The organism is Rhodococcus sp. LB1, from assembly GCF_001583455.1.
GTDB classification, from domain to species: domain Bacteria; phylum Actinomycetota; class Actinomycetes; order Mycobacteriales; family Mycobacteriaceae; genus Rhodococcus_F; species Rhodococcus_F opacus.
In genome coordinates this window covers 24,827-47,913 of sequence record NZ_LTCZ01000014.1, presented here as the reverse complement: position 1 = coordinate 47,913, position 23,087 = coordinate 24,827, and the positions used below count along the sequence as shown (strand labels likewise).

Genomic DNA, 23,087 nt, shown 5'->3' with positions numbered 1-23,087 from the left:
GACGGAAGGCACAGTTGTGGACCGTGTGCCTGAGCCGATGCCGATGGAAGACCTGCTCGTCGAACTGAACTGTTGGGCCGGTGGGATCGGGGCCCGGGAGGCGCGGCCGGGGGTGACCGTCTGCCGGTTCGAGGAGCCGGGTCCGTATTCGTGGGAGCCGGCCCATGGCGTCACCTTCGGTCTCGTCGCCCAGGGGCGACTGTCCGTGGACATCGATCGCACCGCGCACGGATGCGGCCCACTCGAGGGAGTCGTCTTCACGGACCGTCTGTGCCCCGCGATCGAAGTAGTCGCGGCCTCCGCCGACCATCCCTTCCTCGCGATGTTTCTGCAGATCGACGCGGCGATCATTCGCCGCATCTCGACGGATGTCTTGGTCAGCGATGCCGCGGCGGTGCCGATGGCCCGGCGTGGCCGTGCGGGTGGCAATCAGTGCAGCGGCACCTTCGGTGTCGATGCGCGACTACTCCACTCCGTTCTCCGGTTCCTTCATGCACTCGATGGCGAGTTGGACGAGCGAGTGCTCGCACCGATCTGTTTGCAGGAGATCGTGTATCGCCTTCTGCAGATCGTCAACTGTCAGGATCCGCTCGAGGTTGCCTCACGCGAGTCCGACGTCGATCCTACGCGGGCGGCGATCGAGTACATCAGGTCTCATCTCACTGAATCGATGAGTGTGAGCGACATCGCGCGGGAGGTTCAGCTTAGTGAGTCGGCGTTTGCGCATACCTTCCGTGCGACGATCGGCGTGAGTCCCTACCAGTTCCTCAAATCCGAGCGGCTGGCCGCTGCTCGACGCATGCTCATCTCCCGTTCCGGCATCAGTGTGAGCGAAGTTGCACGCGCCGTGGGCTATTCGAGCGCGTCCCACTTCATTACAGAGTTCAAGCGCCGGTACGCAGTCACACCCCGCGAATATGCGAACGGGAAGTACTCCTGCGATGCACTGGAGGCCCTCGACCGTCAGGACGGCACCCACGCCAGAACAGCAGAAATAGCGCACTCTCCCGCAGGCAACTGATACGCGAAGGCCGGCGGATATCGTACGGTCGATCTGACGCCGCTACGCATCTCATACGACACAATCTGTGCGGCACTGAATCTGGGCAGACTTCCGAACTAAAACAGTTGCTGCGGAGCCGAACTCAAAGAATGGGGAGATCTAAAATCCGGCGAAGAAGATCGTTCTGGAGGTGGTAGCCATGTCCGATCATTTGTACGAGCAGACACTCCCAGCGCTCGCGGGAGCCTTGAAGATGGACCCGGCGCAGTTCCAGAACTTCCTGTCGCAGAATTGCCCCGACGTGGCCACCGGCGTCAGAGCTCTCAACACCGCACTCCCCCGCTTCCAGGGACTTGTCGGCGGCATCGAAGGGAACGTCGGGAGGTTCCAATTGGCATCCGGTATTCCCACTTCCCATACGGCGACGACCACCCGGACCCTGTGGTTCCTTGTTCCGGGCGCGGCCTCGGTGGCCGCCGGCGTGCTCGGGCTGGCTTTCGTGAGACCAATCGCCCCCAGCCGAGGCCCCGCGAAAGTTCGCTCGCCGTCCCCTGAAAGGAGGTGCGATCGGCCGGCGGGAGTGGGGGTGAGTGCTCTAGTGCACTCACCCCCACGCCATGCGGTGCCCACGCGGGCGAGGGCTGGGGTGAGTGGTGGAAGTCCGGTCAGCCCTCGACAAGAGATCCCAACCGAGGACCACTCAGACGCCTCACACACCGAGGAATGCGATGCCGGGGTCTCGAATACTGAACGCCCGCTACACCATCGATCCACCGGAGCTCCGGCGAGATCAACGGCCGATTGCTCTGCCGCAGTCGGCTATATGTACTCCTGCGCCAGCTGCACAGCCCAGCCCGGCTCGATCATTCCTGTTCCCACCAGAGTGCGTCGGCCTCTGAATCCTCGTCCTCGCCCAGAGGCCAGCCGCCGAAGGTGGCGCCGGTCAGAGTGAGAATCGCGGTGAAGAACTTCTCCAAGAATGGCACGAAAGTCTGCTCTCTGTCCCCAATGGGATCGTGTGAGTTAGTTGCTGCACGGCGCTGCCCCCGCGCCTGCCGCCCCGGTGATTCGCCGAAGCAAGCATGGGCATTGGGACGGACAGGCGGTTACGCCGCGTAATTGGCGGGCGCCAGCATCGGCACCAGAACCGAGTGAACCCCCGTCACACTGAGCATCTGCCGGATCGGGCCGCCTTGGCACAGCTGCGAAGCCAGCATTCGTTCGCGGCACCGCTCGGGATGTGCGGTCCTCGGATCGATCGGGATCCCGATCAGTATTTCCGCTGACGTTGCACTCCGGCTCGCATCTACCAGTAACGATTCCTCGTCGACCGCCCGGATGGGCACGTCGCGTCGGCGGCGTACCGAACCGATGATCACTACGACGTAGTCGTCGCCGTCATGGGTGAAGGTAATCAATCGGCAGTGGCGCCCGGCAACCACGAGTCTGACGTCCAGGCCGCGCTGTAGCAGATCTCCCGCCGTATCACCTTGGACCCGTAGCAGTCCCGACGCTGTCGAGGCTCGATGCCCCGCCCCGATGACGGTTCGCCGTGAGGTCCAGCTGAAAAATTCGTCTGTCGCGTCCATTGGTCGCGCCTCTTCTGTGCATCCGATCGTCCTGCCGGGCCTGCACCCGATCCCAACATTGTGTTGTGGATCACATAATCATAGGAGTGAAAAGATCGCCAGTCAATTATTCACCGTATAAACTTTCTGAGTAGTGAAAGGTTTCTTCAGGCAGATGCTAGCCCAGCAGAACTGGCACAGCAATCAGGACGCCCGGTCGGTCGGATGCAATACCGGACCATGCCAACAGACCCCAGGGCGCGCTGCTGCGTCATGCGACTTCCGGTCCGGACCAGTCGACGGGTCGTGAGGTGTGTACGAATGAAAAGACAGTCAGAGTTGGTGGCGCCGGCCATCCGCGGGGACGAGCCCGGATCACAATGCCGACTGTGGGATCTGATCCTCTGGTCGGTGATCGTGATCGCAGCGGCGGTAGGTGTTGCGGCGGTGCTCACCGCCCGATGACCAAGCCGCACCGCAGCTACCAGTAGTAGGCCGCATGAGTTCCGGTTTCTCTGCCCGCAGTCCGAAGCCGCGGCTGACCTCCTGGCCCGGTTCACCGGCCGGGCCCGCCGACATGCTGCTGCGCAGGATTCGGCAGCCCCCTGCGCGAGCGCGCGTGGATGCACTCTGCCAACGTTCCGACCAACACAGGATGACGGAGCGCCGCGGCTTCTGACCGCCATGACATCGACATTTTCACAAGCTCAACACAGGCCACAATCAAGATGGACCGAAAGGAACAGCGGTGAACGAGTTCGACACGATCCTGCTCGAGCGTACCGGGCGGGTCGGTACGGTCACACTGAACCGGACCAAGGCGCTCAACGCCCTCAACACTGCGATGCTCGCGGCCGGCGCCGACATCAAGGAGATGCGTCCCCGAACCTACATCGATATGTTCGCCAGCGACTTTCTCGCAGGTTGGGAACGGTTGGCGGCGGTACGTAAGCCGACCATCGCTGCCGTAGCCGGAATGCGCTCGGCGGCGCCTGCAAGGTGGCGATGATGTGCGACTTGGTCATCGCCGCTGATACCCGAGATTCGGCCAGCCCGAGGTCGGGCGTGATTCCCGGTCGCGTTGGCTCACAGCGCCTTACGCGGGCAATCGGCAAGGCAAGGCCATGGACCTACTACTGACGGGACGCACTATGGACGCGGTGGAGGTCGAGCGCTCCGGACTGGTCAGCCGTATCGTTCCCGCCGAGCAACTGCTCGGCGAGGCGCAGGTATCGCCGAGGCGATCGCATCGATGTCGTTACCGGTCGCGATGCTGGCGAAGGAAGCAGTCAATCATTCCTTCGAGACCACTCTCGGCGAGGGATTGCGCTACGAACGGCGGGCTTTCCATTCGGCGTTCGGACCCGACGATCAGAAGGAAGGCGTGTCCGCGTTCTTCGAGACGCGCGCGCCGACCCTCATCCACCGCTGAGTGCCGACGGGGCCTCTGTCGCGTCCCACCCCGCCCGGCCATTCATCGCGCCACGGCCGGTTTCTCACTCCGCAGAGCATCACCAGGTCCGCGCGCGCCATGCGGGCACAACGATTCTGCTGACTCGTTGCAGATTCCCCGATGATCACGCGGACGGCCACCGCCACCCTGCTCCGCCTCTGTGTAATCAGAAGGACCGTCCCGGTAGGCACCGTTCCGCGACATCACTGCCCGGGGCGGAAACGCCGCTATCACGATGTCCCGCCGCGCTGCCGCGGTCACCACCTGCAAAGGAATGCCAATGACCACCCAACATCATATCGACCACCCCACAGAGGGACTGCTCCGCGAGATCACCGACGAGGAGCGAGCGGACTTCGTTGCCAATGGAGTTACTCGCCTCGAGGCCGTGATCGCTCCGTCGTGGATCGACTACCTCCGGACCGCGGTGGATCGGCTGATGACCGACGTTCACGCCACCTCTCAGAACTACACGTCCCCGGGTCAGCCTCGCTTCTTCTCCCAGGCCTTTCCTCGCTTCGTCGACTCGGCGTTCGACGCCTGGGCTCTGTGCGGACCGACCAAGAACATTGCCCGCCAGATCCATCCTGCAGTGAGGTCGCTGCGGTTCTTCTACGACCAGGTGTTCGCGCAGGAGCCGGGGGCGGTCGAGGGTGCGCCCTTCCACCAGGACTACGCCTATCTGCCTATCGACGGCGATCAGTACTTCCGTATCTGGGTCCCGCTCGACACCGTCACGACCGACAACGGTGCCGTTCACTACCTGAAAGGCTCACACCTCGGTCCGGTCTACCGACCCCGCAGTTTCAGCGGCAATCCTGAGGTTGCTGCCGTTTATCAACGTTCGCCCTACCCTGAACTACCCGATTTCTCCGCCGACTACGACCGCCATGAATGGTTCATCGGTGACGCCGAGCCGGGCGATGCGCTACTGCACCATCCCAAGACCGTCCACGGATCGCCCGCCAACCATTCCAGTCGCCCCCGCCGTGCCGTAACAACGATCTTCGCCGGCGACGAAGTCGTCTGGGATCCGAGGCCGGGCACCAGCTTCGACCACATTGCCGACATCGGCGGGTTCTCTGTCCCGCCGATGACCCCCGGCTCCCCGATCGGCGGCGACCTGTTCCCCGTTGTGTGGCAGAACCCGCGCCATGACTGAGAGGTTCCGGCACCACCTGCCGTCTCCCACGAAGCGATAGCTGATCACGTGCCCGGTGGTGGCTCAGCCAACTCCCGACCACATGTGGACCGAGGCATCAAGCCCAGATTCACACCGCCCCGGATACTCCGACTCTCTGCCCGGAGTATCCGAGGTCGTGTCGCTCACCTGTATCGGTGTCGTGTCAGTTTCCGATAACCGGCAGGATCAGCGCGATCCGCAGTTTCTGGTCGATCGTTTGCCCCAGGGCGAGTGATCGGTCCAACAAGGGGGCGAGTGCTTGAACTTTCGCGTCGGCGTCCGCCAGGGTGTGCACGATTTGCCCCGCTGGAACGGCGGCGGCATTTGCCTGATCGGTTGCAGATGCACCCGCGTTGATGATCCCGCCGAGAGGGGCGTCTGCGGATTTCAGGGCGTCACCGAGCGCCTGGAGTTGGGTGCCGAGATCCCCGAGGGTCTGGTCAGCGCGGGTGAGGGAGTCGAGCACCCCGACGACTTCTGGAAGGCCCTGGTTGATGGCGGCGTTCGCCGGAGGCAATTCCATCGCCCCGGACAGTGCGTCGTTGGTGGTCTTGTCCACGGTTTTCGCTTGATTGACACCGTCTTTGAAGATGTCGTTGGTGATGCTCAAGTCTCGTGTGACGATGAGAATGCCGCATAGGAGTGCGATGGTGAATGCCAGGGCAATCGCCCAGGAGAGCCGAAACATGGTGTGTGTTCTGCCTTTCACTCGTTCCGTGTCATTTCCTGACCAGTCCGAGCGTTTAGGGGGTGGGGGTGGTCGCGACGCCGAGAGGGGGGAGGTTCAGGGAATTGACCGGGGGCCCGACTACCGCGAGCAGCGGCCCGAGTTCCTGGATGTGCCGGGCTTCTTCCTCGACGTTCGCGAGGGTCGCGGCGATGGCGGTGGCCTTGGGGCCGAGCGTGCCCAGGGTGCCTTCGATCGTGGTCAGTCCGGTGTTGATGGCCTCGAGTTGCGTGGTGACCGAGCCGACCGCCGTCGACAGTCCCGCCACCGTCGGGCTCGCTTGGTTGGCGCGGTCGGTCACGTTCGCGACCAGGCCCGGCAGGGGCTCCGCGATCGTGCTGACTGTGCCGGTGGAGGCATTGAGTGTCTTGGATTGTCCCGTCAGCTCTCCGGCCTTGGTTGTCAGGCCTTCCAGGTCGTTGGCCAGCGGGTCCAACGCCTGGATGTCGGAGGCCAGCCGGGCGTGTTTGGGAACGAGAATCGAGGTCAATGTGTCGAACTGGCCGGCGGAATCGATGACCTCGAGACTCAGCTGCGACGGTCGTCCCAGGGGGTCGACCACGTCGTCGAGTCCGGGAAGAAACCCGTTGACGGCGCAGAGCAGCACGGCGGGCGCGAGCCCCAGCCCGAGCACTACGCCGAGCCATGCCTTCTTGGTGATCATCAGTTCCCCCCCGGTGCTGGAATTAAGGCTCCCTGTTCGGGAACCAGCGCGAGTTTGTTCGTCGTCCGCGTCAGCTCCGCGTTGAGTGCATTCACAAGATCGATCGCCGTGGTGAGCTCGTTGTTCACATCGCTCACGGTGGTGTTCGCGTCCGCCGAAATTTGATGCAGCGACGCTGCGGAGCCCTGCAACGTGGTGGCGACGGTCTCGAGCTGTCCGGCGATCGCGGTGTCGCCCTGACCGGCGGCGAGCAACGCTCGTGCATCCGGCAGCAAGGCAGCCAGGTGCTCGACGTCGGCGGCAGTTGCGGTATTGAGCTGGGCCAACACCCCCGCCAATTCATCGAGTTGCCTATGGGCCGTCGCCGGGGCGGTGAGATCTGCCCGTTGGGCGAAGTACTCGTTGGTCAGCCGGAAGTTGTCCACGATCGTGCGCGCGCTGTCCTGCACGAGCTGGCCCTTGTGGATGGCCGCCAACACGAGCCCGAACAGGACCACAGCCAGAACCGCGGCGAGGCGGCCCATCCATTCGGTGGCTACGGCGAACCCGCTGGAACTCGGTGTCGCAGTGGTGGATATGTCCAGTCGGTAGGGGAGTAAGCCCTTTCGATATGGCAGCGCCGATGCTGGGATGTCGAGTCGCTGAAGTCCGGCCAGGCCTCGGCGCGGGTACGCCTCGTCCGGTAAGTCGGTGCCCTGCTGCATGTCACGTCCAGTCGAGAGTAGGTACAGATCGGTTGGAGGAGCGAAGTGGGGCTCAGCCCGGGAGCGGAAGCATCTGGTTGATGGTCTGCGCGGCCGCCACCGAGCCCTGCAGGTCGCTGACGAGCCCCTGAACGATGGCCAACAATTGGCGGCCCTGATCACCGAACGCTTGCGCCGAGTCCACGAGCGGGAGCACAGTGTTTTGAACTTCCCCGAGAATGCCCTGGATGTTGGTCAGCTGATCGTTCGTCAACTGCGCCCCGTCGGTGCTGCTGGCAAGCATCTGCGCTGCCGGGGCGATCGCTTCATCGAGTCTGGTCAGCAGCGGCCCGAGCGCGGCGGTCGCATCGAGTGCGGTCTGCGCGGTGTGGGTCAGTTCGGTCAATTGTGCGAGTTGCTTGGTCAGTCGGTCGTTGACGTCGACGATGCCTTGGGAGGCGGTGATGCTCGTTTCGTTGGCGCGTTGCTGGTTGTCGAGTCGGGTGTTCAGGTTGAACACGACGAAGGTGAGCAGGCCGAGAACCCCGACCGCGACGATCGACAGGACCAGGCGCGCCGGTCCGCCGCGGCGTCCGAAGAAAATCAAGGTTCTTATCCTACTTTCCAGACAGGTCGTTCGCGGATTCTTCCGCCGACAGGCGGGCGCTGTGGACCTTCGCGGCGGTTGATCGTGCGTCGGCGAGGATTGCGTCCAAGGTGGCGCGGTCGCCGGCGACAGCCGCAGTGGCGCCGTCGACCGGCGCCTGCAGTGAGCTGATGTGCGCGGTCAACGTATCCAGCGAGGCGACGAGATCGGTCACGTTCGCACCGGCGAGGTCGAGGGTCTTCTGCACGTCGCCGGTGATCTGCCCGGTGAGGGTGTTCAGTTCCGCCGTCACGGCCGCATCGGTGCTCAGGACACTCGCCAGTGACGCCTTCATCTTCTCGAGCGCGTCGAACGCGGCCAGCGTGACCTTCTCGTGCTCGACAATCTGATCCAGGGCCGGGTTGTAGTTGCCGGCGGACACCACCGCCTGGTCGAGCCGATAGGGCGTGGCCGTCAAGTCGTAGATCCGGGGATACAGGTATAACGCACCCACTGGAATCAGCGCGAGAACCATGAGCACGCGCGCCACATTCGTTGTGGTCGAGCCGCGCCGCGGCGGATCGGCGAATCCGTCCGGTGCGATCTCATCGGGAGATGCGATCGGCATGGTGGCCTCGCTATCGAGGGTGTGCCGGTTCCGGCTCGAAATCGCCGTCATGACTCGACAACCGAGACCAGCGCGACAGTGCGCAACGCCGTCAGCGTGTGTGTGAGAAGACCCTTCACCACGAGCTTGTGCGTGAGGATTCCGCCGAGCACCTTCATCCCACGGTTGGTGAAGAAGCCCACCGGGATCAACCCGCCGGCTTTCATAGGCAACTGTGACACATCTAGGATCTGGTCCACGCTGGCACTGATGGTGACGCTCGGCCGACCCACGATGTCGTTGTAGACAATTGCCGCGTCGGTGCCGAACACGATCGTGCAGGCGCTGTCGGTGTCGGTGCTGTAGATCGACACCGGCCGGGAGATCTTACGTGCGAACTTGACTCGGGACGGAAAGTTCTCGACGTTCTGCCCGATCAGCATCCCGACGATGCTGGCGACGCCGTTCGCGTCGTCCCCGTCGTACAGAGTTACCGGGTATGTCTCAATTTCAACAGTGGTCATCGATCATGGCCTTTCACAGCAGGGGTCAGCGAGATGTCCTATCGGCCCCTGCGCGGGACTCGCCTGGAGAACACGCGAGTCCCACACGGGCCGTTTGCTAGTGGGTCACACGTCCCAGTCCGTGGGCACCTGACCCCACGACAACAGGAAATTGTTGAAGGCTCCAGCATTCTCGATGGCCGCCGACATCGGCCCCTTGGCGAATTTGACCTTTCCGGCCAGCAACAGTTTTCCGCCCTCTGCGTCGCCCTCGGCTGCGCGCTGCCACGTCTCGAGGGTCCCGTTGATCTTCAACCACAGGTCGCTCTCGTCGAACTTGCGGATCGTCCAGGAGACGATCTTGGCCTTCTCCCACTCGATATGGCAGGCCACATCGTCTTTGCCGATGGTGCCGAACTCCATGCGGTTGGTGAACGAATCGGGGTCTTTGAACCCCTTGTATACGTCCGCGTTCGCGTTGACGGCCCCGAGCGCCAGTTCACACCACTCCTGCGAGAAAAACTTCAGCTTGTCGCTCATCGGTTCGACTCCTGTTCAATGACTCTGCCTCAAAGGGATTGTGCAAATGCGCATTTCGCTCGGATGGCGACTCGGTGCTGGCGTACATCACCACACGACATTCCCGAGTGATACCGCTCACATCCAGAATTACCGTAGGCATTGATTTTTCACTCGTCAATTACCAATTCCTGTCAGCTTTTGCGGCATGAACGGTCTCCCGAATCGAACCGCAGAGAGCGACACCACCGGAATACAACGAGGTCAAAGGTGGATCCGGAGCCGGACGATCAACCCTCGTTCAGGTGCGGCAACTGGCTCGGTCGGCGACGGGTCACGGTGCGCCTCGACCGACGAACGCCCACGCGCACCTGTGCCAGGCATCCGGAGCGCCCGACACGAGTAGAGGAATCCTGCTGACTCGTCGCACATTCCGCCACCGAATCAGCGCTGCACTGGTCCACGTCTCCTCACCAGTGTGTAATCCACAAGAGCATGGTGGACGTGAAAGTAGGAGAAACCCGCCAAATGGAAGCCGACGGGGCGGCGGCGACCCGCCGTACGCTCCACCCTGCCCAAAACCACCATCAACGCCACTTTCTAGCATCACCGAGATGGGGGACCGATGGTCGGTGATCGACGGACGTCATGTGCGATGCGCACGCTCAGCGGGATGAAACGTGGAAGGTCAGCGCAGCCGGCGCGCCCTGATGATGCGCGAAACTTCGCTACGCCCCACCCGGGCCCGTCGGCTCACCGGTCGATCGTGCTGACCGCGCACCACCGTAACGGCGAAACCGGCACACGTCATGTCGGCGGACCCGCGTCCTGCTGACGGCGTTGATGAAATCGCTCGCGCTGCTCATCGAGCAAGATCACACCACGACGCTGGACGCGGTGATGTTCACGGGCAATCAGCAGTCGTACCGACGTGGTCCGCCGTTCCAGCTCGGCCGCGCGCCTGGCCGCGTTCTCATCGTTGAGCAGGTACGCCGCGGCACGGTCGCAGTCGATCAGGATCTGCTCGTAGGCGAGCCGTACCGGCTCCTGTTCGTCGAGCCGAGACACCGCCACGTCTTCGAACAGTTGCAGCGGAAGCCGCGCAAGTCGGTAGTTCACGCGTAGTAGGGCCAAGGACAGGGAGCCGAGTGTCACACGCGGAATCGTAAGCTCGACGAAAGCACTTGCGGATAGAGTCTTAAGTCCCGTCGTTGATATCCGCGCCTTCCGCGGAGCGCTCATGCCGTGTGGATTGTCGTCGGGATCGCCATGCCACGTGACATCGGCCTCGAAGCCCACCGTCGACCCCTCCAGGCAGGCACCGGAGCCAATCGTATTGGGCCCCAGCTCCTCCCCCACATGAAGTCCATACCTCGATCTGTGATGACAGCGGCTCACTTCATTGTCCGACTCTCCGATCCGGATCACAGCACCCCGTCAACGCGGAGAGATTCCCGCTCGCGGTCGATGTCGGTTACCGCGAGTCACACCGGACGGTTTCGGGGCTTCCCGAACATGGACGGTTGCCCAGTGGCGCTCCCGACAGGAATGCGGTACAAACGAGCTCTGCAACTCAATTGTGATCCAAATCACTCTTAATCGTTACCGGAGGAGACAGACAAACCTCGCAGGCGGCCCCTGCCGATCGGACCCGACATCGCCACCGCCTGCATCTATCCTTGCGAAAGGAGCATGGAATGCATCCCTCGCTACCCATGAAGCAGTGGATACCCGGCGGTACAGAACGCCTCACACAGCCAGTCATCGGTGCCGGTGCCTCACTATCCGTAGCCATGCCCGCGTGGATGGTCACCAACTCACTGGGCGCCACCGCGGCGATCGTCGCCGCGACATTCGCCGGCCTCATCGCGGCAGCTGTGATGCTCCGACCTTCTCCATGACGCGCCCCAGAGACGCCGCCCGCGCGGCGTGCCGTTCCATGTCGACGGATGACGGCGACCGACAGGCCGACGTCGACCGCAACCCGTCGACATCCCAGGAATCGTAAAGGCTCGGTACAACTATGCCCTGGACTGTTGTGGTCATCGCCGTCACGTTGATCGTGGTGGTCGCCTCTCTCGGCGCAGCGCTCGCCGCGGATGCGATGTCGCACCGTCACGGACGCGAACCCGAACCGTCACGTGCCGGTGGATCGGGCGCTGCCCCCGCGCCGACCACCCGGATCCGCAATCCCCGCTGGCGCCGGACCGCTGTGCGGGCCTGGACAATCTGTGGTGCCGCCTCGGCGATCGCGATTGCACTCGTCGGATTGCTGATGTCAGCTGGTTGAAGGCAGACCCCCGTCGGCGCCCACCACTGGCTGCCACCTGCCGGAGAGCCCGACTCCGAAGGCGAAGACGTACCTGATCCGCGCGGCCGCACTCCTTTTCATCCGACCTCTACGACGGAGGCGCCGGCCAGGGATGGTCGGGGCTGATGATCTTCACGATCTCAGCGAAGAAGTTCCACACGCCCAGCGGGTCGACGTTCGTATTGACCAGCATTACCACCGTCTTGCCCTCGGGCGGAAGGTAATAGGCGTAGGTCTGGTAGCCCGCGATATTTCCGTTGTGGCCGATCCAGCCGTTCTGGTACTCGACCCCCAGTCCGTACATCGAATCCGTACCTTCCGACGGCGCCGGCTGAAACTGCTCCCGCTCGCGCTGAGTTGCCGGCGAGAGCAACGTTCCTCCTGCCAAGTCGCGCACCCACACACGCAGGTCGTCGAGCGTCGAAATCATGTTTCCCGCACCGAATCCCCACGACGGGTTCCAGTCGGTCGCGTCCACCGTCTCGCCGTCAATTGTTTTCGTGTATCCGTGAGCGTGCGGTGACGCAAAGGCCGCATCGGTCGGGACCGAGGTGTGGCCGAGACTCTCGGGTCGCGCGATGTACTCGTCGATATAGGCGTTCAGCGGCTGCCCGGACACCTTCTCGACGACGAGGCCCAAGAGCGCGGTATTGGTGTTGGAGTAGTCGAACTCGGTGCCCGGTACGAACAGCGGTGGACGGCTGAAACCGATCTCGAGCAGTTCCTGGGGCGTCCATTGACGCTGCGGCTGACTCGGGAGCGCCGGGATCACCACGTCCGAGTAGTCGGGAAGCCCACTGCGCATGGCCGCCAACTGGCGGATGGTGATCGTGTCCCCGTTGGGAACGTCGGGCACATACCGGTCGATCGGATCGTCGAGGCCGACCTTTCCCTGATCGACCAGTTGCAGCACGGCGGTGGTGGTGAAGGTCTTGGTCACGCTGCCGATGCGCATGAACAGGTCGGGCGCCATGGGGTCGCCGGTGGCCGTATCGCGTACCCCGAACGCCTGGACGTAGGGCTCGGCGCCGTCCTGCCAGATACCGACGATGGCCCCGGGAATCGAGGCGTGCTCCATCGTCCTCGGAATCGTTTCGGTCAGCTGTGCACCTGGCCCGGCCGGTTGAACTGCCGACTCACCGCATCCCACCAGTCCCGTCACCGAGATCGCCAAGACGGCGACGATCCGCCGCCCCGAGAATGTTCGTGCCACCCCGCTCCCCAATCCGTGCGTTCAGTATCGGTCTACTTGAAGCTTGCCTCATCGGCTCCGCCTCGGATCGGTTTCGGGCGCCCGATTTGAGGCAAACGCCCCATGCGGCCACCGAACCGGCGGGCCGATGATCAGGGCATGACAAAGCGAGTTCAGGAATCACTGAGATCACCCGACATGACCGCATCGACATTGGAACCACCGACCGTGGGGCGGGTCGATGCCGTCGACGTGAGCCGGCAGGTCGGGGCGCGGCGGATCCTCCAGGAGCTGTCGCTGTCGGTCGAACCCGGCGAGTTGGTCGCCATTGCCGGCGGCAGTGGAGCAGGAAAGAGCACATTGCTGGAGATCCTCGCGGGACTGCAACCACCGTCCGCCGGGGAGGTTCGACACGACGGTGTCGTTCGCGGTGCCCGAGTCAGCGCCGATTCCCGTATCGGCTACGTGCCCCAGGACGACATCATCCACCTCGAGATGCCCCTGCGCCGCACGCTGCGGTACGCGGCGCGGCTCCGGCTGCCCGCGGGCACATCGGCGGCCGAAGCGGATCGGATAGTCGAGGAGACCATGCAGGACCTCGACCTGGCTGATCGGGCCGAGGTGCCGGTCCGTGCACTGTCCGGCGGCCAGCGCAAGCGGGCCAGTATCGCCGTGGAGCTACTGACCCGGCCACACCTCTTCTTCCTCGACGAACCCACCTCCGGGCTCGACCCGTCGACCGCAGCCGACGTGATGCGCCTGCTGCGTCGACTCAGCCGGCGCGGGGTCACGGTCGTCCTCACGACGCATGAGCCGGCCGGCATCGACCGGTGTGACCGGGTGGTGTTCCTGGCTCGCGACGGTCACCTGGCCTTCACCGGCAGCCCGACCGAGGCACGGCGCTACTTCGGCGTAGAGGATCTCGCCGAAGTGTACGACCGGCTGGCTCGTGAGCACACCCCTCAGATCTGGGCGGAGCGTTTCGCGGACAGTGGTGTGACGTCCGAAGCCCGGCCCGGATCGGTACTACCGCCTGTCCCGCCCGTCGCGGCCGCCCTTACAGACGTCACACGCACAGGCATGGTGCGGCAATGGTGGCTACTCACCCGACGCAATGTAGATGTCCTCCTTCGCAACCGGCTGACCCTGGCCGTCCTGCTCGGCTCACCGGTGCTGGTCACGGCGATGATGGCGACACTGTTCCAGCGCGGCGCGTTCGATCCGCGGAGCGCAGCCGACCTCGGCCCGGCCCAGATCGTGTTCTGGATCGCATTCGCAGGTTTCTTCTTCGGCCTCACGTACGGCCTGCTCCAGATCGTCGGGGAGATGGCCGTCTTCCGGCAGGAGCGCCTGGCCGGGCTCAGCGTGGGCGCCTACGTGGCCTCCAAGGTGACAGCGCTGCTTCCGGTGCTGGCTGGGGTGAGCGCGTTGCTGCTCGGTGTGCTGCGGGCGCTCGGTCGGCTCCCCGCCGTCGGATGGGACGTGTCCGCCCTCCTGTTCGTGACGATTGTGATCGAGGCGACCTCGGCACTGGCCCTGGGCTTGCTCGCCTCGGCCGCGGTCTCCAACGCCGCGCAGGCCGCCCTCGCCCTGCCGATGCTCTGCTTCCCTCAGGTCCTGTTCGGTGGCGCCATCGTCCCCGTCGACGAGATGGCCATCCCTGGACGCCTGATGAGCCTCGGCCTATCCAACCGCCACGCATTCGAAGCACTGGGACGCGACCTGGATCTCGATCGGTACAGCGCCACGCTGCCGGCCATGTCCGCTTACGGCGACACCTTCCACGGAGGCACCGGCGCCAGCCTCATCGCGCTCGCCTCGTTTGCCGTCGGCCTCACGCTCGCCACGGTGTGGGTACTGGACCGGCGGTCCCGGCCCGGCGCATCCCGGCGATGACGGCCCCGCACGACCGGTCCCACCAGATGGCGGATGCGTCACTTCCCCACGGCCGTGTTGACCGGGAAGCCCACCAGACCCCGATCGATCGCGGCGAGACTGGCCTGCGTGCGGTTGTTCACCCCGAGCTTGGTGTAGACACGTTCGACATGGTTGCGTGCCGTTTTCTCGGCGATGAACAGTTCGGCGGCGATCTCTCGGTTCGACCGGCCCTGCGCGACGAGTCGCAGGATCTCGACCTCGCGGTCGGTCAGCCCGGCCGGCCAGGGCGTCCGCCGCGACAGCCGCTGCCCGGCCGCCGCCAGCACGGCCGCCACCGACTCGGCGTCGAGGCGTCCGGCGCGCGCCTCTTCTCTCAACCGATCGGCAGCGCCGCGAGGATCGAGCGCCGGCCGGTGTGGACGTGGCTCGAGAAGTCCCTGATAAACCTCCGCCGCGGCAAGCAGTCGGTCCTGCGCGGTCAGCTCGGCGCCGGCGATCCCCCGGGGAAAGCCGGACCCGTCGATCCGTTCCCGGTGCTTCATCGCGACGGACACCACCGCCTCCAAGCCGTTGACCCGGCTCAATATCCGGCCGGTCAGATCCGGATACATCCGTACCCGTTCCCATTCAGCCGTAGTGAGCGGCCCCTTCTTCTCCCAGATCTGGTTGGACACTCCCATTTTGCCGAGGCTGTGCACGAGGCCGGCACGGTAGAGATGCGTGATGTCCGACGGCGACATGCCCACGTGGCGTGCCGCCCCGGCCACCAGATTCGCGACGCCACGCGAATGTCCCAGAGTGAACGGAGATTTGAGATCGACAAAATCGGCCATGGCCCTGAGTAACTCGTCGCTCTCGTCGGCCTTCAGGGTTCGATCACGATCGGGTGCTCGAGCCAACGCCGCGACCCAGACGTCTATTTCGAGCAACCCGTCCACGATCGCCGCCGCGTCACGTTCGAATACGTCCGCCACGGCCGGGCTGAACTGACTACCGCGCCGGGAACGGAGAACGTCCTTCGCGTGCTCGAGCCCACCCGTCCGCAGGTGCACTTCGACGACGTCTGCCACGTGAGCGATGTGGATCTCGACCGGGATGCCCTCTCCGCGACAACCGTTGGGTAACCCCCGGCCGTCCCAGCGCTCGAAGACGTAGGCCAGCGCCTTTCCGACCTGCCCGTCCAAGCCCATCCGATCGGAAAGAACCCCGGCGGAACTGCAATGCGAATGGATCAGTGTGGCAACCTGGCTGCGAGCCGCGACCAGAAGGGCAGCAGCACGGATGCCGCGCTCCCAGCCCGGCAATCCGCGTCCCACATGACTCATCATCAGGCGCAGAAACGGCAGGCCGGTCATGTCCACCGCGTAGGTGTCGGCCCGGAAGGCAATGTCGTCGCCGAAGAGCGCCGAGAGTTCGTGGGAGTCGGCGTGACAACCGATCCACCCGACCAGATTGGCGTAATACACGGTCGCTCGCTGTTGCGGGTCGAGTCCCATCCGCTCCGCGATCCGTGTCGCGATCAACGACGACCGAAGCATGTGTTCCATCGGTTGACCCAGACCGAGGTCGATCGCCAGCGATACCGCGGCAAGCAGTTCGGCTCTGCTCAGACCTGTTCCCGAGCCGGGCAGCGTCCCGTGTGGGTGCATCTTCCCATTGTCCACCTGAACCTGAACACGGCCAGACCTGGAAGCAACCCGAAAAGCCAGGTACCCACATACGCCGAACGACCGGTGTGGATGCGCGCAGGTCAACCCACAATTGTGACCAACCGATACACCGAACCACAGCAAGGAGGCCGCGGACAAAGCTTCCGACCCACAACTTCACTCGCAGTCACGCAGGCAGCACACCCCGCGCAGACAGGAAACATGCGCCCCTTATGAGGGATCAGTGCTGCACCCAAGGACGCACCGCCGACCGGTGCGTGTCGGGGATGGTCCGCCCGTGCGAAGCACCCTCGCACGGGCGGACCCACTCCGTGTCTGTCGTCTCGGCAAGCCCGAAGCTCACCCTCGAGCCCTTTCGTACACCTGTTCCAGGGGACCCGATGTTGCCCCATTCGGGCAATGCCCACCTCGCAAACTGGGTAGGGTCCGATTCCATGGCTGACCAGGGGAAGATCCGGACCGTGGTGTGGGGCACCGGGAATGCGGGGCGCGCCGCGATCCGCGCGATCGATGCACATCCCGGACTCGAGCTGACCGCAGTGATCGTCGCCAACCCGGAGAAGGTCGGACGCGATGCCGGCGACCTCGCCCGCCTGGGCCGCTCGGTGGGGGTGGCAGCAACCGACGACGCCGATGCCGTGCTCGCGACGTCCCCCGGCGCTGTCGTCTACGCCGCGTCGGGCGACATTCGCCCGGACGATGCGGCGGCGGACATCACCCGCGCACTCTCCGCCGGGGCCGTCGTCGTGACCCCGTCGATCTATGCGCTCTACGACCAGCGCAACGCGCCGGCCGAGTTGCGCGACCCGATCGAGGCGGCCGCGAAGTCCGGCGGCGGCGCCCTGTTCGTGTCGGGCGTCGATCCGGGATGGGGCAACGACATCCTGCCGATCCTGCTGACAGGCCTGGCCGGCACGATCGATCAGATCCGTTGCCAGGAGATCTTCGACTACACCACGTACGACCAGCACGATTCTGTGCGGTACCTCGTCGGTATGGGCCAGCCGATGGACTACGAACCGCCGATGGTCGCGGCGACGGTACCGACGATGGTGTGGGGCGGCCAAATTCGGCTCATCGCCCGGGCCCTCGGTGTGGAGCTCGACGAGATCCGGGAGACGCTGCTGCGCCGGCCGCTGGACGAGACGATCACCACCGATCTCATGGGCGAGTTCGAGGCCGGTACCCAGGGAGCGCTGCGTTTCGAAGTCCAGGGCATCGTGCGCGGCGAGCCTCTGATCGTCATCGAGCACGTCACGCGGATCCACCCGTCGTGCGCCCCGGACTGGCCCGTGCCGCCCGACGGCGGGGACGGCGCTCACAAGGTGATCATCGAGGGACGACCGCGCATCGAGGTGAACGTGGAGGCCACCGACGAGGGCGGCAACCGAGCGGCGGGTGGCAACGCCACCGCGGTGGGGCGCCTGGTCAACGCAATCCCGTGGTTGCGGACGGCCGCGCCGGGGCTCTACGACGCCCTGGACGTCCCGCTCACCCCCGGTCACGGCAAGCTCGGCTGACACCACCCACGAGGGCCACACTTAGCCCTTGCGCTAACCATTGTTGCGGTGGATACTTTGCCTTATGGCTCAGTATCCGGAGCAGCTGAACGGCATCTTCCAAGCGCTCGCCGACCCCACCCGGCGGGCCGTGCTGGGCCGTCTGAGCCGGGGCCCGGCGACGGTCAGCGAACTGGCGAAACCGTTCGACATGGCCCTGCCCTCCTTCATGAAGCACATCCACTTCCTCGAGGACAGCGGATGGATCCGGACGCACAAGGAGGGCCGCGTACGGACGTGCGCGATCGAGAAGGAACCGTTCACGGCCGTCGAGGCGTGGCTCGCGGAGCAACAGGAACTGTGGGAGAGCCGCACCGACCGACTCGAACACTTCGTCACCGAACACACCGTCACGACACCCGCAAAGGACACACCGCAATGACCGACACTGCGAGACCCGATCTCGACCTCACGATTTCGCGCATCATCCGGGCACCCCGTCCGGTCGTGTGGCGCGCCTGGACCGACCCCGCCAGCTTCGAGCAATGGTGGGTCCCCGCGCCGTCGCGGTGCCGGGTCGTCGACATGGAACTACGCCCGGGCGGGGCGTTCACGACCCAGATCAGTGAGGACGGTGGCGAATTCGTGCCGCACATCAGTGGCTGCTTCCTCGCCGTCGACGAACTCGAACGCATCGTGTTCACCAACTCGCTGGTCGGTGGCTGGCGACCCGCCGAACAGCCATTCATGACCGCGATCATCACGTTGAACGACCATCCGACGGGCACGGAGTACGTCGCCCACGTGATGCACAAGAACAACGCCGACCGCAACACCCACGAAGAAATGGGCTTCTACGACGGCTGGGGCACCGTCACCGAGCAGCTCGCCGAACTGGCCGAGCGACACGCGTAATCGAGGGGGCCGACATGCGCAAGATCGTCCTGCAGATGATGACGACACTCAACGGCCGCCTCGACGACCCCGCGGCGTGGGTCCACGACGTCGTCGACGACCAGTACCGCGAGATCGATCGAATCTATTCGAGCTACGACACGGTGCTGGTCGGGCGCACCACCTACGAGGAGATGGCCGCCTACTGGCCTCGCGCGCTGGCCGAGCATGCCGGAACCGAAACCAATCAGGTCATGGCCGAACGGATGAACACCTACCGGAAGCTGGTGTTCTCCCGCTCCGGCGACGACCCGGTGACCGAATGGACCAACACCGACCAGGTCGTCGTGGCCACCGACGACGAGCTCGCGGCGTACCTCGAGGACCTGAAGAGCCGGCCGGGCAGAGACATTCACCTGTCCGGCGGCTCGTCCTTCGCGCGATCGGTCCTCGCGCTGGGGCTGGTGGACGAGTTCTACTTCTTCGTCTATCCGGTCGTGTCGCCGGGTGTTCCCTGGTTCTCGGAGATATCCGACCAGCGCGACCTCCGACTAGTGAGCACGGAGTCGTACGGCAACGGGGTGGTCGAAGTGCATTACGTGCCCAGGGAACGCGCCGACGCACCCAGGCCGGACAGCTTCACCGACATGCTCGCGTAACGCGGATCAGCCCACCGTCGCAAACTCCCCTGCCGCAGACCATCGTTGCCGCTCGGCGGCGAACGCGACGGCCTGCTCGGCTCGGAAGTCGCCGATCGATTCGGCGTTCGCCGTGAGGAACTGCTGGTGCTCGGCGAGCGAGAACGTGCCCTCGGTGATCTCGATACCGCCGCCGCGACCGGCTGCGACGTCGGATCGCAGGTCCATCAACTCGTCCGGTTCCACGGGGTACCAGGAGATCCGGTCGAAGAAGCGCAGCAGCCAGGGGGTACCGTCCTCGAACGGTCCCGACTTCTCGGGATGCCGATGGTTCCACACCTGGGTGGTTCGGCCGACGAACTGGTAGCCGCCCGGACCCTCCATTCCGTAGATGCACAGGTATGCCCCGCCGATACCGACCGCGTTCTCCGGCGTCCACGTGCGGGCCGGGTTGTATTTCGTCGTGACCAGCCGATGCCGCGGGTCGAGTGGTGTCGCGACGGGTGCGCCGAGGTAGACGTCACCGAGCCCGAGCACCATGTATTCCGCTCCGAAGACGGTGTCGAAGACGTCGTCGACGCTGCCGAGCCCGTTCATGCGGCGGATGAACTCGATGTTCCACGGGCACCACGGTGCGTCGGAACGGACACCGTGCATGTAGCGCTGGATCGCCTCACGCGTCGAGGGATCGTCCCACGACAGCGGCATCCGCACGGACCGGCTCGGCACCACGAGTTCGTTCGCCGCGGGTAGCGCGTCCTCCGCCTCGCCGAGCAGCCCCATGAGCTTCGGGATCGGCAACACGTCGGGGTCGACCCGGACCTGCAGTGAGCGGATGCCCGGTGTCAGGTCGAGGAGCCCGGCCGGCTTCTCGATCTCGAGACGCTGGTGCAGCGCGTGGGCGCGGGCCCGTAGTGCGAGATCGAGGGTCATGTCGCCGTACTCGACCAGGACGTTGTCGTCGCCGGAGCGCCGGTACGTCACGGCGGTCTCGCCGTCGCGCCGGGCGATCACGCCGTCGTCGCGATCGCCGGTGGTGGAGAAGACCGTCGAGTGCGCCGCCCGCCGTGCGGGCCCCAGCGTCCGTGCGGACGCGGCCCGGTCGGCCTTGATCGGCACGAAACGCACCGTATCGCCGGGGGCCAGTTGTCCGAGCTTCCAGCGTTCCGCGGAGACGACCGTGACAGGGCACACGAACCCACCGAGGCTCGGTCCGTCCGGGCCCAGGAGGATCGGGGTGTCCCCCGTGAAGTCCAGGGCGCCGACCGAATACGCGTTGTCGTGGATGTTGGACGGATGCAGTCCCGCCTCGCCGCCGTCCGTGCGGGCCCAGTCGGGCTTGGGTCCGATCAACCGCACCCCGGTGCGGTCCGAGTTGAAGTGCACCTCGTAGTCGGTCCGGTACAGCGTGTCGATGTCGGCGCGGGTGAAGAACTCGGGTGCGCCGTGCGGGCCCTCGGTGACCGCGATCTCCCAGCGACTACACAGGGCCGGAACGTATTCGGCGGGAACGGCGGCCGCGCGGGCGCCGGTGTGCTCGCCGACCGCGAGAACATCGCCCTGCCGCAGCGTGCGGCCCTGATGTCCACCGAACTTGCCGAGCGTGAACGTCGAGGCGCTGCCGAGGAAGTCGTCGACGTCGAGCCCGCCCTGGACGAGTACGTAGATGCGGAGGCCGGGTCCTGCCACCGCGCCGACGTCCAGGACTGCGCCTGCCGGAACCCGTACCGGACGCCACTGCGCCTGCAGCACGCCGTCGACGGTGACCGGGGCGGGCGCGCCCGTCACACACACCACCGTGTCCTCGTCGAACTGCAGTGCAGGACCCGACATGGCGCATTCGATTCCGGGCGCGCCCTCGTCGTTGCCGAGCGCGGTGTTGCCGAGCCGGAACGACAGGTCGTCCATCGGCCCCGACGGCGGCACACCGACGTGCCAGTACCCGGTCCGTCCAGGGAAGTCCTGCACCGTGGTGAGCATGCCGGGCCGGTGCACGGTGATCTTGGCGCTCATGCCTGCGCTCCCGTCGGCCGGGTCACGATCATCCGCACCGGGGTCGGGTCGAAACCGTTGCAGGGATTGTTGATCTGCGGGCAATTGGACACCAGTACCAGAACGTCGCGCTCCGCGCAGAGTGCCAGGCGGCGGCCGGGCGCGGACAGGCCGTCGACGATTCCGAGCGTCCCGTCGGCGTCGACGGGAACGTTCATGAAGAAGTTGATGTTCGACACCAGGTCCCGCTTGCCGATCCCCCACCGGGATCCTTCGGCGAGGAAGTTCTCGACGCAGGCGTGCTGGTGCTTGGTGTGGTGGCCGTACCGCAGGGTGTTCGACTCCTGCGAGCAGGCGCCGCCCACCGTGTCGTGGGAACCGACCTCGTCGGCGACGAGCGTCATCAGCGCGTCGTGATCGTCGGTGCGGAGGACACTTCCCGTGGTCAGGAACAGATTCCGCTGCGCCGACACCGTCGCGGCGGCCGAGTAGCGTTGCCGGTGATCGTCGGCCGCGTAGATCAGAGTGTCCACGGCCTGGTTGCCGCACAGATCGACGATGGTCAGGACGTCACCGGCCACGACGACGGTGGACCAGGGTCCGCGGGCGCCGACTTCCTCGTCCAGGATCACCGTTCCCGGTACCAGCGGTGCGGTCTCGATGGTGGTGGTCATGCCTGCTCCCGTCCCTGGCGCTGCGCTGCAGCCCAGACGTCTTCGGTGTTGAGGAAGGCGCGTCGGTACTCCGGATCGGCGTCGACGGGTTCGGCCACGTCGGCGCCGGTCCAGGCGAGCACTTCGAGCGCGGTCGTGTCGTACGTCGGCGAAGGATCGAGCGGGTGCGCCGTGTTGGCGATCAGAACGATCACCGGGAGGTGGATCACGAGATCGATCGCGGTGTCCGCGCCGGCGGATCCGATGCTGCTCAGCGACCCGTCCTCCCCCACCCGCACCCCGTGGAAGAACGACAGCGAGGGCGGGAGGTCGCGCCGCTCGAGTCCGTGCTTCGCCGCCGCCACGGTGAAGAGTTCACGGCCGGCCGGGGACGCCGAATGCAGGCTGCCGTCACCGTATCTCGCGGTGTTCGAGGCGAGCGACGTGGTGCCGCACAGGGCGTCGTGCCGCCCGGACCCGTCCGACACGAGCGTCGCGAGCACGCGCCCCTGATCGGAGAGCAGCGGATGCCCCACCCCCAGGTACGCCTGCCACGGCACCTTCACGGTGTCGGCGACGTTGAGCCGCTCCCACGGCGCGTCCGCCCGGTACAGCAGCAGGTGGGCGCAGGCCCGGCCGTCGAGGTCACGCAGTCGCAGTCGTGTGCCACGGCCCAGCACCTTCGTGGTGTACCGGCCACCGGGCACCGTTTCCGCCCACGTGAGCAGTGCCGGATCGATGTCGGACGGAGGAGTGGGCCAGGACGACGCCGGGACCACCGGCATCGAGTCGGTGACCACTCCCGACTGGGCACGCGCGTGTTCCTTCGCGGCGCTGGTGGTCGAGGTGTCCACTGAGGTCATG

Annotated in this window: 24 protein-coding genes and 1 pseudogene; 11 read left to right on the top strand and 14 right to left on the bottom strand. The window is 65.3% G+C overall.

Annotated elements, in window-relative coordinates; genetic code table 11:
* Window positions 1–16 precede the first annotated feature (16 nt).
* The gene (locus AZG88_RS03195) at window positions 17–1,021 is read left to right on the top strand and encodes a helix-turn-helix transcriptional regulator (RefSeq protein WP_143548646.1); all 1,005 of its coding nucleotides are present in this window, start codon (window positions 17–19) and stop codon (window positions 1,019–1,021) included.
* A gap of 845 nt (window positions 1,022–1,866) precedes the next feature.
* Here the strand turns inward: AZG88_RS03195 and AZG88_RS54925 are convergent.
* Window positions 1,867–1,989, bottom strand: a complete 123-nt coding sequence (locus AZG88_RS54925) for a hypothetical protein (protein WP_257014416.1) — start codon at window positions 1,987–1,989, stop codon at window positions 1,867–1,869.
* 903 nt (window positions 1,990–2,892) lie between these two features.
* On the opposite strand from AZG88_RS54925, the gene AZG88_RS51460 reads away from it, so the two are divergent.
* From AZG88_RS51460 to AZG88_RS03180, 3 genes and pseudogenes are all read left to right on the top strand, one after another.
* On the top strand, window positions 2,893–3,036 hold the full coding sequence (locus AZG88_RS51460) for a hypothetical protein (protein ID WP_009760382.1): 144 nt from the start codon (window positions 2,893–2,895) through the stop codon (window positions 3,034–3,036).
* Window positions 3,037–3,319: 283 nt separating this feature from the next.
* Window positions 3,320–4,003 (top strand): annotated as a pseudogene (locus tag AZG88_RS03185) (enoyl-CoA hydratase-related protein).
* A gap of 301 nt (window positions 4,004–4,304) precedes the next feature.
* On the top strand, window positions 4,305–5,186 hold the full coding sequence (locus AZG88_RS03180) for a phytanoyl-CoA dioxygenase family protein (protein WP_187300158.1): 882 nt from the start codon (window positions 4,305–4,307) through the stop codon (window positions 5,184–5,186).
* Window positions 5,187–5,370: 184 nt separating this feature from the next.
* On the opposite strand, the gene AZG88_RS03175 is transcribed toward AZG88_RS03180, so the two are convergent.
* The 8 genes from AZG88_RS03175 to AZG88_RS03140 all read right to left on the bottom strand — a co-directional run bounded on the left by AZG88_RS03175 (window position 5,371) and on the right by AZG88_RS03140 (window position 10,651).
* Window positions 5,371–5,895, bottom strand: a complete 525-nt coding sequence (locus AZG88_RS03175; protein ID WP_025432432.1) for a hypothetical protein — start codon at window positions 5,893–5,895, stop codon at window positions 5,371–5,373.
* A 55-nt stretch (window positions 5,896–5,950) separates the two neighbouring features.
* Window positions 5,951–6,598, bottom strand: a complete 648-nt coding sequence (locus AZG88_RS03170; RefSeq protein ID WP_061696996.1) for a hypothetical protein — start codon at window positions 6,596–6,598, stop codon at window positions 5,951–5,953.
* Window positions 6,598–7,302 carry a hypothetical protein gene (locus tag AZG88_RS03165; RefSeq protein ID WP_061045206.1) on the bottom strand — a complete coding sequence of 235 codons (705 nt, stop codon included), beginning with the start codon at window positions 7,300–7,302 and terminating at the stop codon, window positions 6,598–6,600. The genes AZG88_RS03170 and AZG88_RS03165 overlap by 1 nt, the downstream gene beginning before the upstream one ends.
* A 52-nt stretch (window positions 7,303–7,354) precedes the next feature.
* Window positions 7,355–7,888: a hypothetical protein gene (locus AZG88_RS03160; RefSeq protein WP_061045207.1), complete on the bottom strand. Its 534-nt coding sequence runs from the start codon at window positions 7,886–7,888 to the stop codon at window positions 7,355–7,357.
* 10 nt (window positions 7,889–7,898) lie between these two features.
* Window positions 7,899–8,546 carry a hypothetical protein gene (locus AZG88_RS03155; protein WP_005241058.1) on the bottom strand — a complete coding sequence of 216 codons (648 nt, stop codon included), beginning with the start codon at window positions 8,544–8,546 and terminating at the stop codon, window positions 7,899–7,901.
* On the bottom strand, window positions 8,543–8,998 hold the full coding sequence (locus tag AZG88_RS03150; RefSeq protein WP_061696995.1) for a hypothetical protein: 456 nt from the start codon (window positions 8,996–8,998) through the stop codon (window positions 8,543–8,545). The genes AZG88_RS03155 and AZG88_RS03150 overlap by 4 nt, the downstream gene beginning before the upstream one ends.
* 105 nt (window positions 8,999–9,103) lie before the next feature.
* Window positions 9,104–9,517: a hypothetical protein gene (locus tag AZG88_RS03145; RefSeq protein WP_061045209.1), complete on the bottom strand. Its 414-nt coding sequence runs from the start codon at window positions 9,515–9,517 to the stop codon at window positions 9,104–9,106.
* 786 nt (window positions 9,518–10,303) lie between these two features.
* Window positions 10,304–10,651 (bottom strand): hypothetical protein, encoded by a 348-nt coding sequence (locus AZG88_RS03140; protein ID WP_005241050.1) that lies wholly within the window; start codon window positions 10,649–10,651, stop codon window positions 10,304–10,306.
* Between the two features lie 542 nt (window positions 10,652–11,193).
* On the opposite strand from AZG88_RS03140, the gene AZG88_RS03135 reads away from it, so the two are divergent.
* Window positions 11,194–11,397 (top strand): hypothetical protein, encoded by a 204-nt coding sequence (locus AZG88_RS03135; RefSeq protein WP_037179176.1) that lies wholly within the window; start codon window positions 11,194–11,196, stop codon window positions 11,395–11,397.
* Between the two features lie 122 nt (window positions 11,398–11,519).
* Window positions 11,520–11,786: a hypothetical protein gene (locus AZG88_RS03130; protein WP_005241045.1), complete on the top strand. Its 267-nt coding sequence runs from the start codon at window positions 11,520–11,522 to the stop codon at window positions 11,784–11,786.
* 109 nt (window positions 11,787–11,895) lie between these two features.
* Here the strand turns inward: AZG88_RS03130 and AZG88_RS03125 are convergent, their stop codons facing one another.
* Window positions 11,896–13,020, bottom strand: coding sequence for a serine hydrolase domain-containing protein (locus tag AZG88_RS03125; protein WP_179443167.1), 1,125 nt, complete (start codon window positions 13,018–13,020; stop codon window positions 11,896–11,898).
* Window positions 13,021–13,197: 177 nt separating this feature from the next.
* On the opposite strand from AZG88_RS03125, the gene AZG88_RS03120 reads away from it, so the two are divergent.
* Window positions 13,198–14,895: an ABC transporter ATP-binding protein/permease gene (locus tag AZG88_RS03120; RefSeq protein ID WP_231913803.1), complete on the top strand. Its 1,698-nt coding sequence runs from the start codon at window positions 13,198–13,200 to the stop codon at window positions 14,893–14,895.
* A gap of 38 nt (window positions 14,896–14,933) precedes the next feature.
* Here AZG88_RS03120 and AZG88_RS03115 read toward each other — a convergent pair whose 3' ends face one another.
* Window positions 14,934–16,526, bottom strand: a complete 1,593-nt coding sequence (locus tag AZG88_RS03115; protein ID WP_025432428.1) for an HD domain-containing phosphohydrolase — start codon at window positions 16,524–16,526, stop codon at window positions 14,934–14,936.
* A 455-nt stretch (window positions 16,527–16,981) separates the two neighbouring features.
* Here AZG88_RS03115 and AZG88_RS03110 point away from each other — a divergent pair, with 455 nt between their 5' ends.
* The 4 genes from AZG88_RS03110 (at window position 16,982) to AZG88_RS49490 (ending at window position 19,599) form a co-directional block, all read left to right on the top strand.
* A complete protein-coding gene (locus AZG88_RS03110; RefSeq protein ID WP_005241036.1) occupies window positions 16,982–18,067 on the top strand; it encodes an NAD(P)H-dependent amine dehydrogenase family protein in 1,086 nt (361 codons plus the stop codon).
* A 64-nt stretch (window positions 18,068–18,131) separates the two neighbouring features.
* Complete coding sequence (locus AZG88_RS03105; RefSeq protein WP_005241034.1) at window positions 18,132–18,488, top strand: ArsR/SmtB family transcription factor; 357 nt, start codon at window positions 18,132–18,134, stop codon at window positions 18,486–18,488.
* Window positions 18,485–18,961 (top strand): SRPBCC family protein, encoded by a 477-nt coding sequence (locus tag AZG88_RS03100; protein WP_005241031.1) that lies wholly within the window; start codon window positions 18,485–18,487, stop codon window positions 18,959–18,961. The genes AZG88_RS03105 and AZG88_RS03100 overlap by 4 nt, the downstream gene beginning before the upstream one ends.
* Before the next feature lie 14 nt (window positions 18,962–18,975).
* Window positions 18,976–19,599, top strand: a complete 624-nt coding sequence (locus AZG88_RS49490; protein ID WP_082833216.1) for a dihydrofolate reductase family protein — start codon at window positions 18,976–18,978, stop codon at window positions 19,597–19,599.
* A 6-nt stretch (window positions 19,600–19,605) separates the two neighbouring features.
* Here the strand turns inward: AZG88_RS49490 and AZG88_RS03090 are convergent, their stop codons facing one another.
* Genes AZG88_RS03090 through AZG88_RS03080 form a run of 3 tightly spaced genes read right to left on the bottom strand, consistent with a single transcriptional unit; the run spans window position 19,606 to window position 23,086 of the window.
* Entirely contained in the window at window positions 19,606–21,591 is a 1,986-nt protein-coding gene (locus AZG88_RS03090; RefSeq protein WP_005241028.1) for a 5-oxoprolinase/urea amidolyase family protein, read from the bottom strand.
* Entirely contained in the window at window positions 21,588–22,244 is a 657-nt protein-coding gene (locus tag AZG88_RS03085) for an urea amidolyase associated protein UAAP2 (RefSeq protein WP_005241026.1), read from the bottom strand. Before AZG88_RS03085 ends, AZG88_RS03090 begins: the two co-directional genes overlap by 4 nt.
* Window positions 22,241–23,086, bottom strand: a complete 846-nt coding sequence (locus AZG88_RS03080; RefSeq protein ID WP_037179172.1) for an urea amidolyase associated protein UAAP1 — start codon at window positions 23,084–23,086, stop codon at window positions 22,241–22,243. Before AZG88_RS03080 ends, AZG88_RS03085 begins: the two co-directional genes overlap by 4 nt.
* Between the last annotated feature and the right edge of the window lies 1 nt (window position 23,087).

What these genes read in the sequence shown, in the direction of transcription:
- AZG88_RS51460 (WP_009760382.1), top strand. Translation starts at nt 2,893, where the DNA reads ATGAAAAGACAGTCAGAGTTGGTGGCGCCGGCCATCCGCGGGGACGAG.
- AZG88_RS03180 (WP_187300158.1), top strand. Translation starts at nt 4,305, where the DNA reads ATGACCACCCAACATCATATCGACCACCCCACAGAGGGACTGCTCCGC.
- AZG88_RS03175 (WP_025432432.1), bottom strand. Translation starts at nt 5,895, where the DNA reads ATGTTTCGGCTCTCCTGGGCGATTGCCCTGGCATTCACCATCGCACTC.
- AZG88_RS03170 (WP_061696996.1), bottom strand. Translation starts at nt 6,598, where the DNA reads ATGATCACCAAGAAGGCATGGCTCGGCGTAGTGCTCGGGCTGGGGCTC.
- AZG88_RS03165 (WP_061045206.1), bottom strand. Translation starts at nt 7,302, where the DNA reads ATGCAGCAGGGCACCGACTTACCGGACGAGGCGTACCCGCGCCGAGGC.
- AZG88_RS03155 (WP_005241058.1), bottom strand. Translation starts at nt 8,546, where the DNA reads ATGACGGCGATTTCGAGCCGGAACCGGCACACCCTCGATAGCGAGGCC.
- AZG88_RS03150 (WP_061696995.1), bottom strand. Translation starts at nt 8,998, where the DNA reads ATGACCACTGTTGAAATTGAGACATACCCGGTAACTCTGTACGACGGG.
- AZG88_RS03145 (WP_061045209.1), bottom strand. Translation starts at nt 9,517, where the DNA reads ATGAGCGACAAGCTGAAGTTTTTCTCGCAGGAGTGGTGTGAACTGGCG.
- AZG88_RS03135 (WP_037179176.1), top strand. Translation starts at nt 11,194, where the DNA reads ATGCATCCCTCGCTACCCATGAAGCAGTGGATACCCGGCGGTACAGAA.
- AZG88_RS03130 (WP_005241045.1), top strand. Translation starts at nt 11,520, where the DNA reads ATGCCCTGGACTGTTGTGGTCATCGCCGTCACGTTGATCGTGGTGGTC.
- AZG88_RS03120 (WP_231913803.1), top strand. Translation starts at nt 13,198, where the DNA reads ATGACCGCATCGACATTGGAACCACCGACCGTGGGGCGGGTCGATGCC.
- AZG88_RS03115 (WP_025432428.1), bottom strand. Translation starts at nt 16,526, where the DNA reads ATGCACCCACACGGGACGCTGCCCGGCTCGGGAACAGGTCTGAGCAGA.
- AZG88_RS03110 (WP_005241036.1), top strand. Translation starts at nt 16,982, where the DNA reads ATGGCTGACCAGGGGAAGATCCGGACCGTGGTGTGGGGCACCGGGAAT.
- AZG88_RS03105 (WP_005241034.1), top strand. Translation starts at nt 18,132, where the DNA reads ATGGCTCAGTATCCGGAGCAGCTGAACGGCATCTTCCAAGCGCTCGCC.
- AZG88_RS03100 (WP_005241031.1), top strand. Translation starts at nt 18,485, where the DNA reads ATGACCGACACTGCGAGACCCGATCTCGACCTCACGATTTCGCGCATC.
- AZG88_RS49490 (WP_082833216.1), top strand. Translation starts at nt 18,976, where the DNA reads ATGCGCAAGATCGTCCTGCAGATGATGACGACACTCAACGGCCGCCTC.
- AZG88_RS03090 (WP_005241028.1), bottom strand. Translation starts at nt 21,591, where the DNA reads ATGAGCGCCAAGATCACCGTGCACCGGCCCGGCATGCTCACCACGGTG.
- AZG88_RS03085 (WP_005241026.1), bottom strand. Translation starts at nt 22,244, where the DNA reads ATGACCACCACCATCGAGACCGCACCGCTGGTACCGGGAACGGTGATC.
- AZG88_RS03080 (WP_037179172.1), bottom strand. Translation starts at nt 23,086, where the DNA reads ATGACCTCAGTGGACACCTCGACCACCAGCGCCGCGAAGGAACACGCG.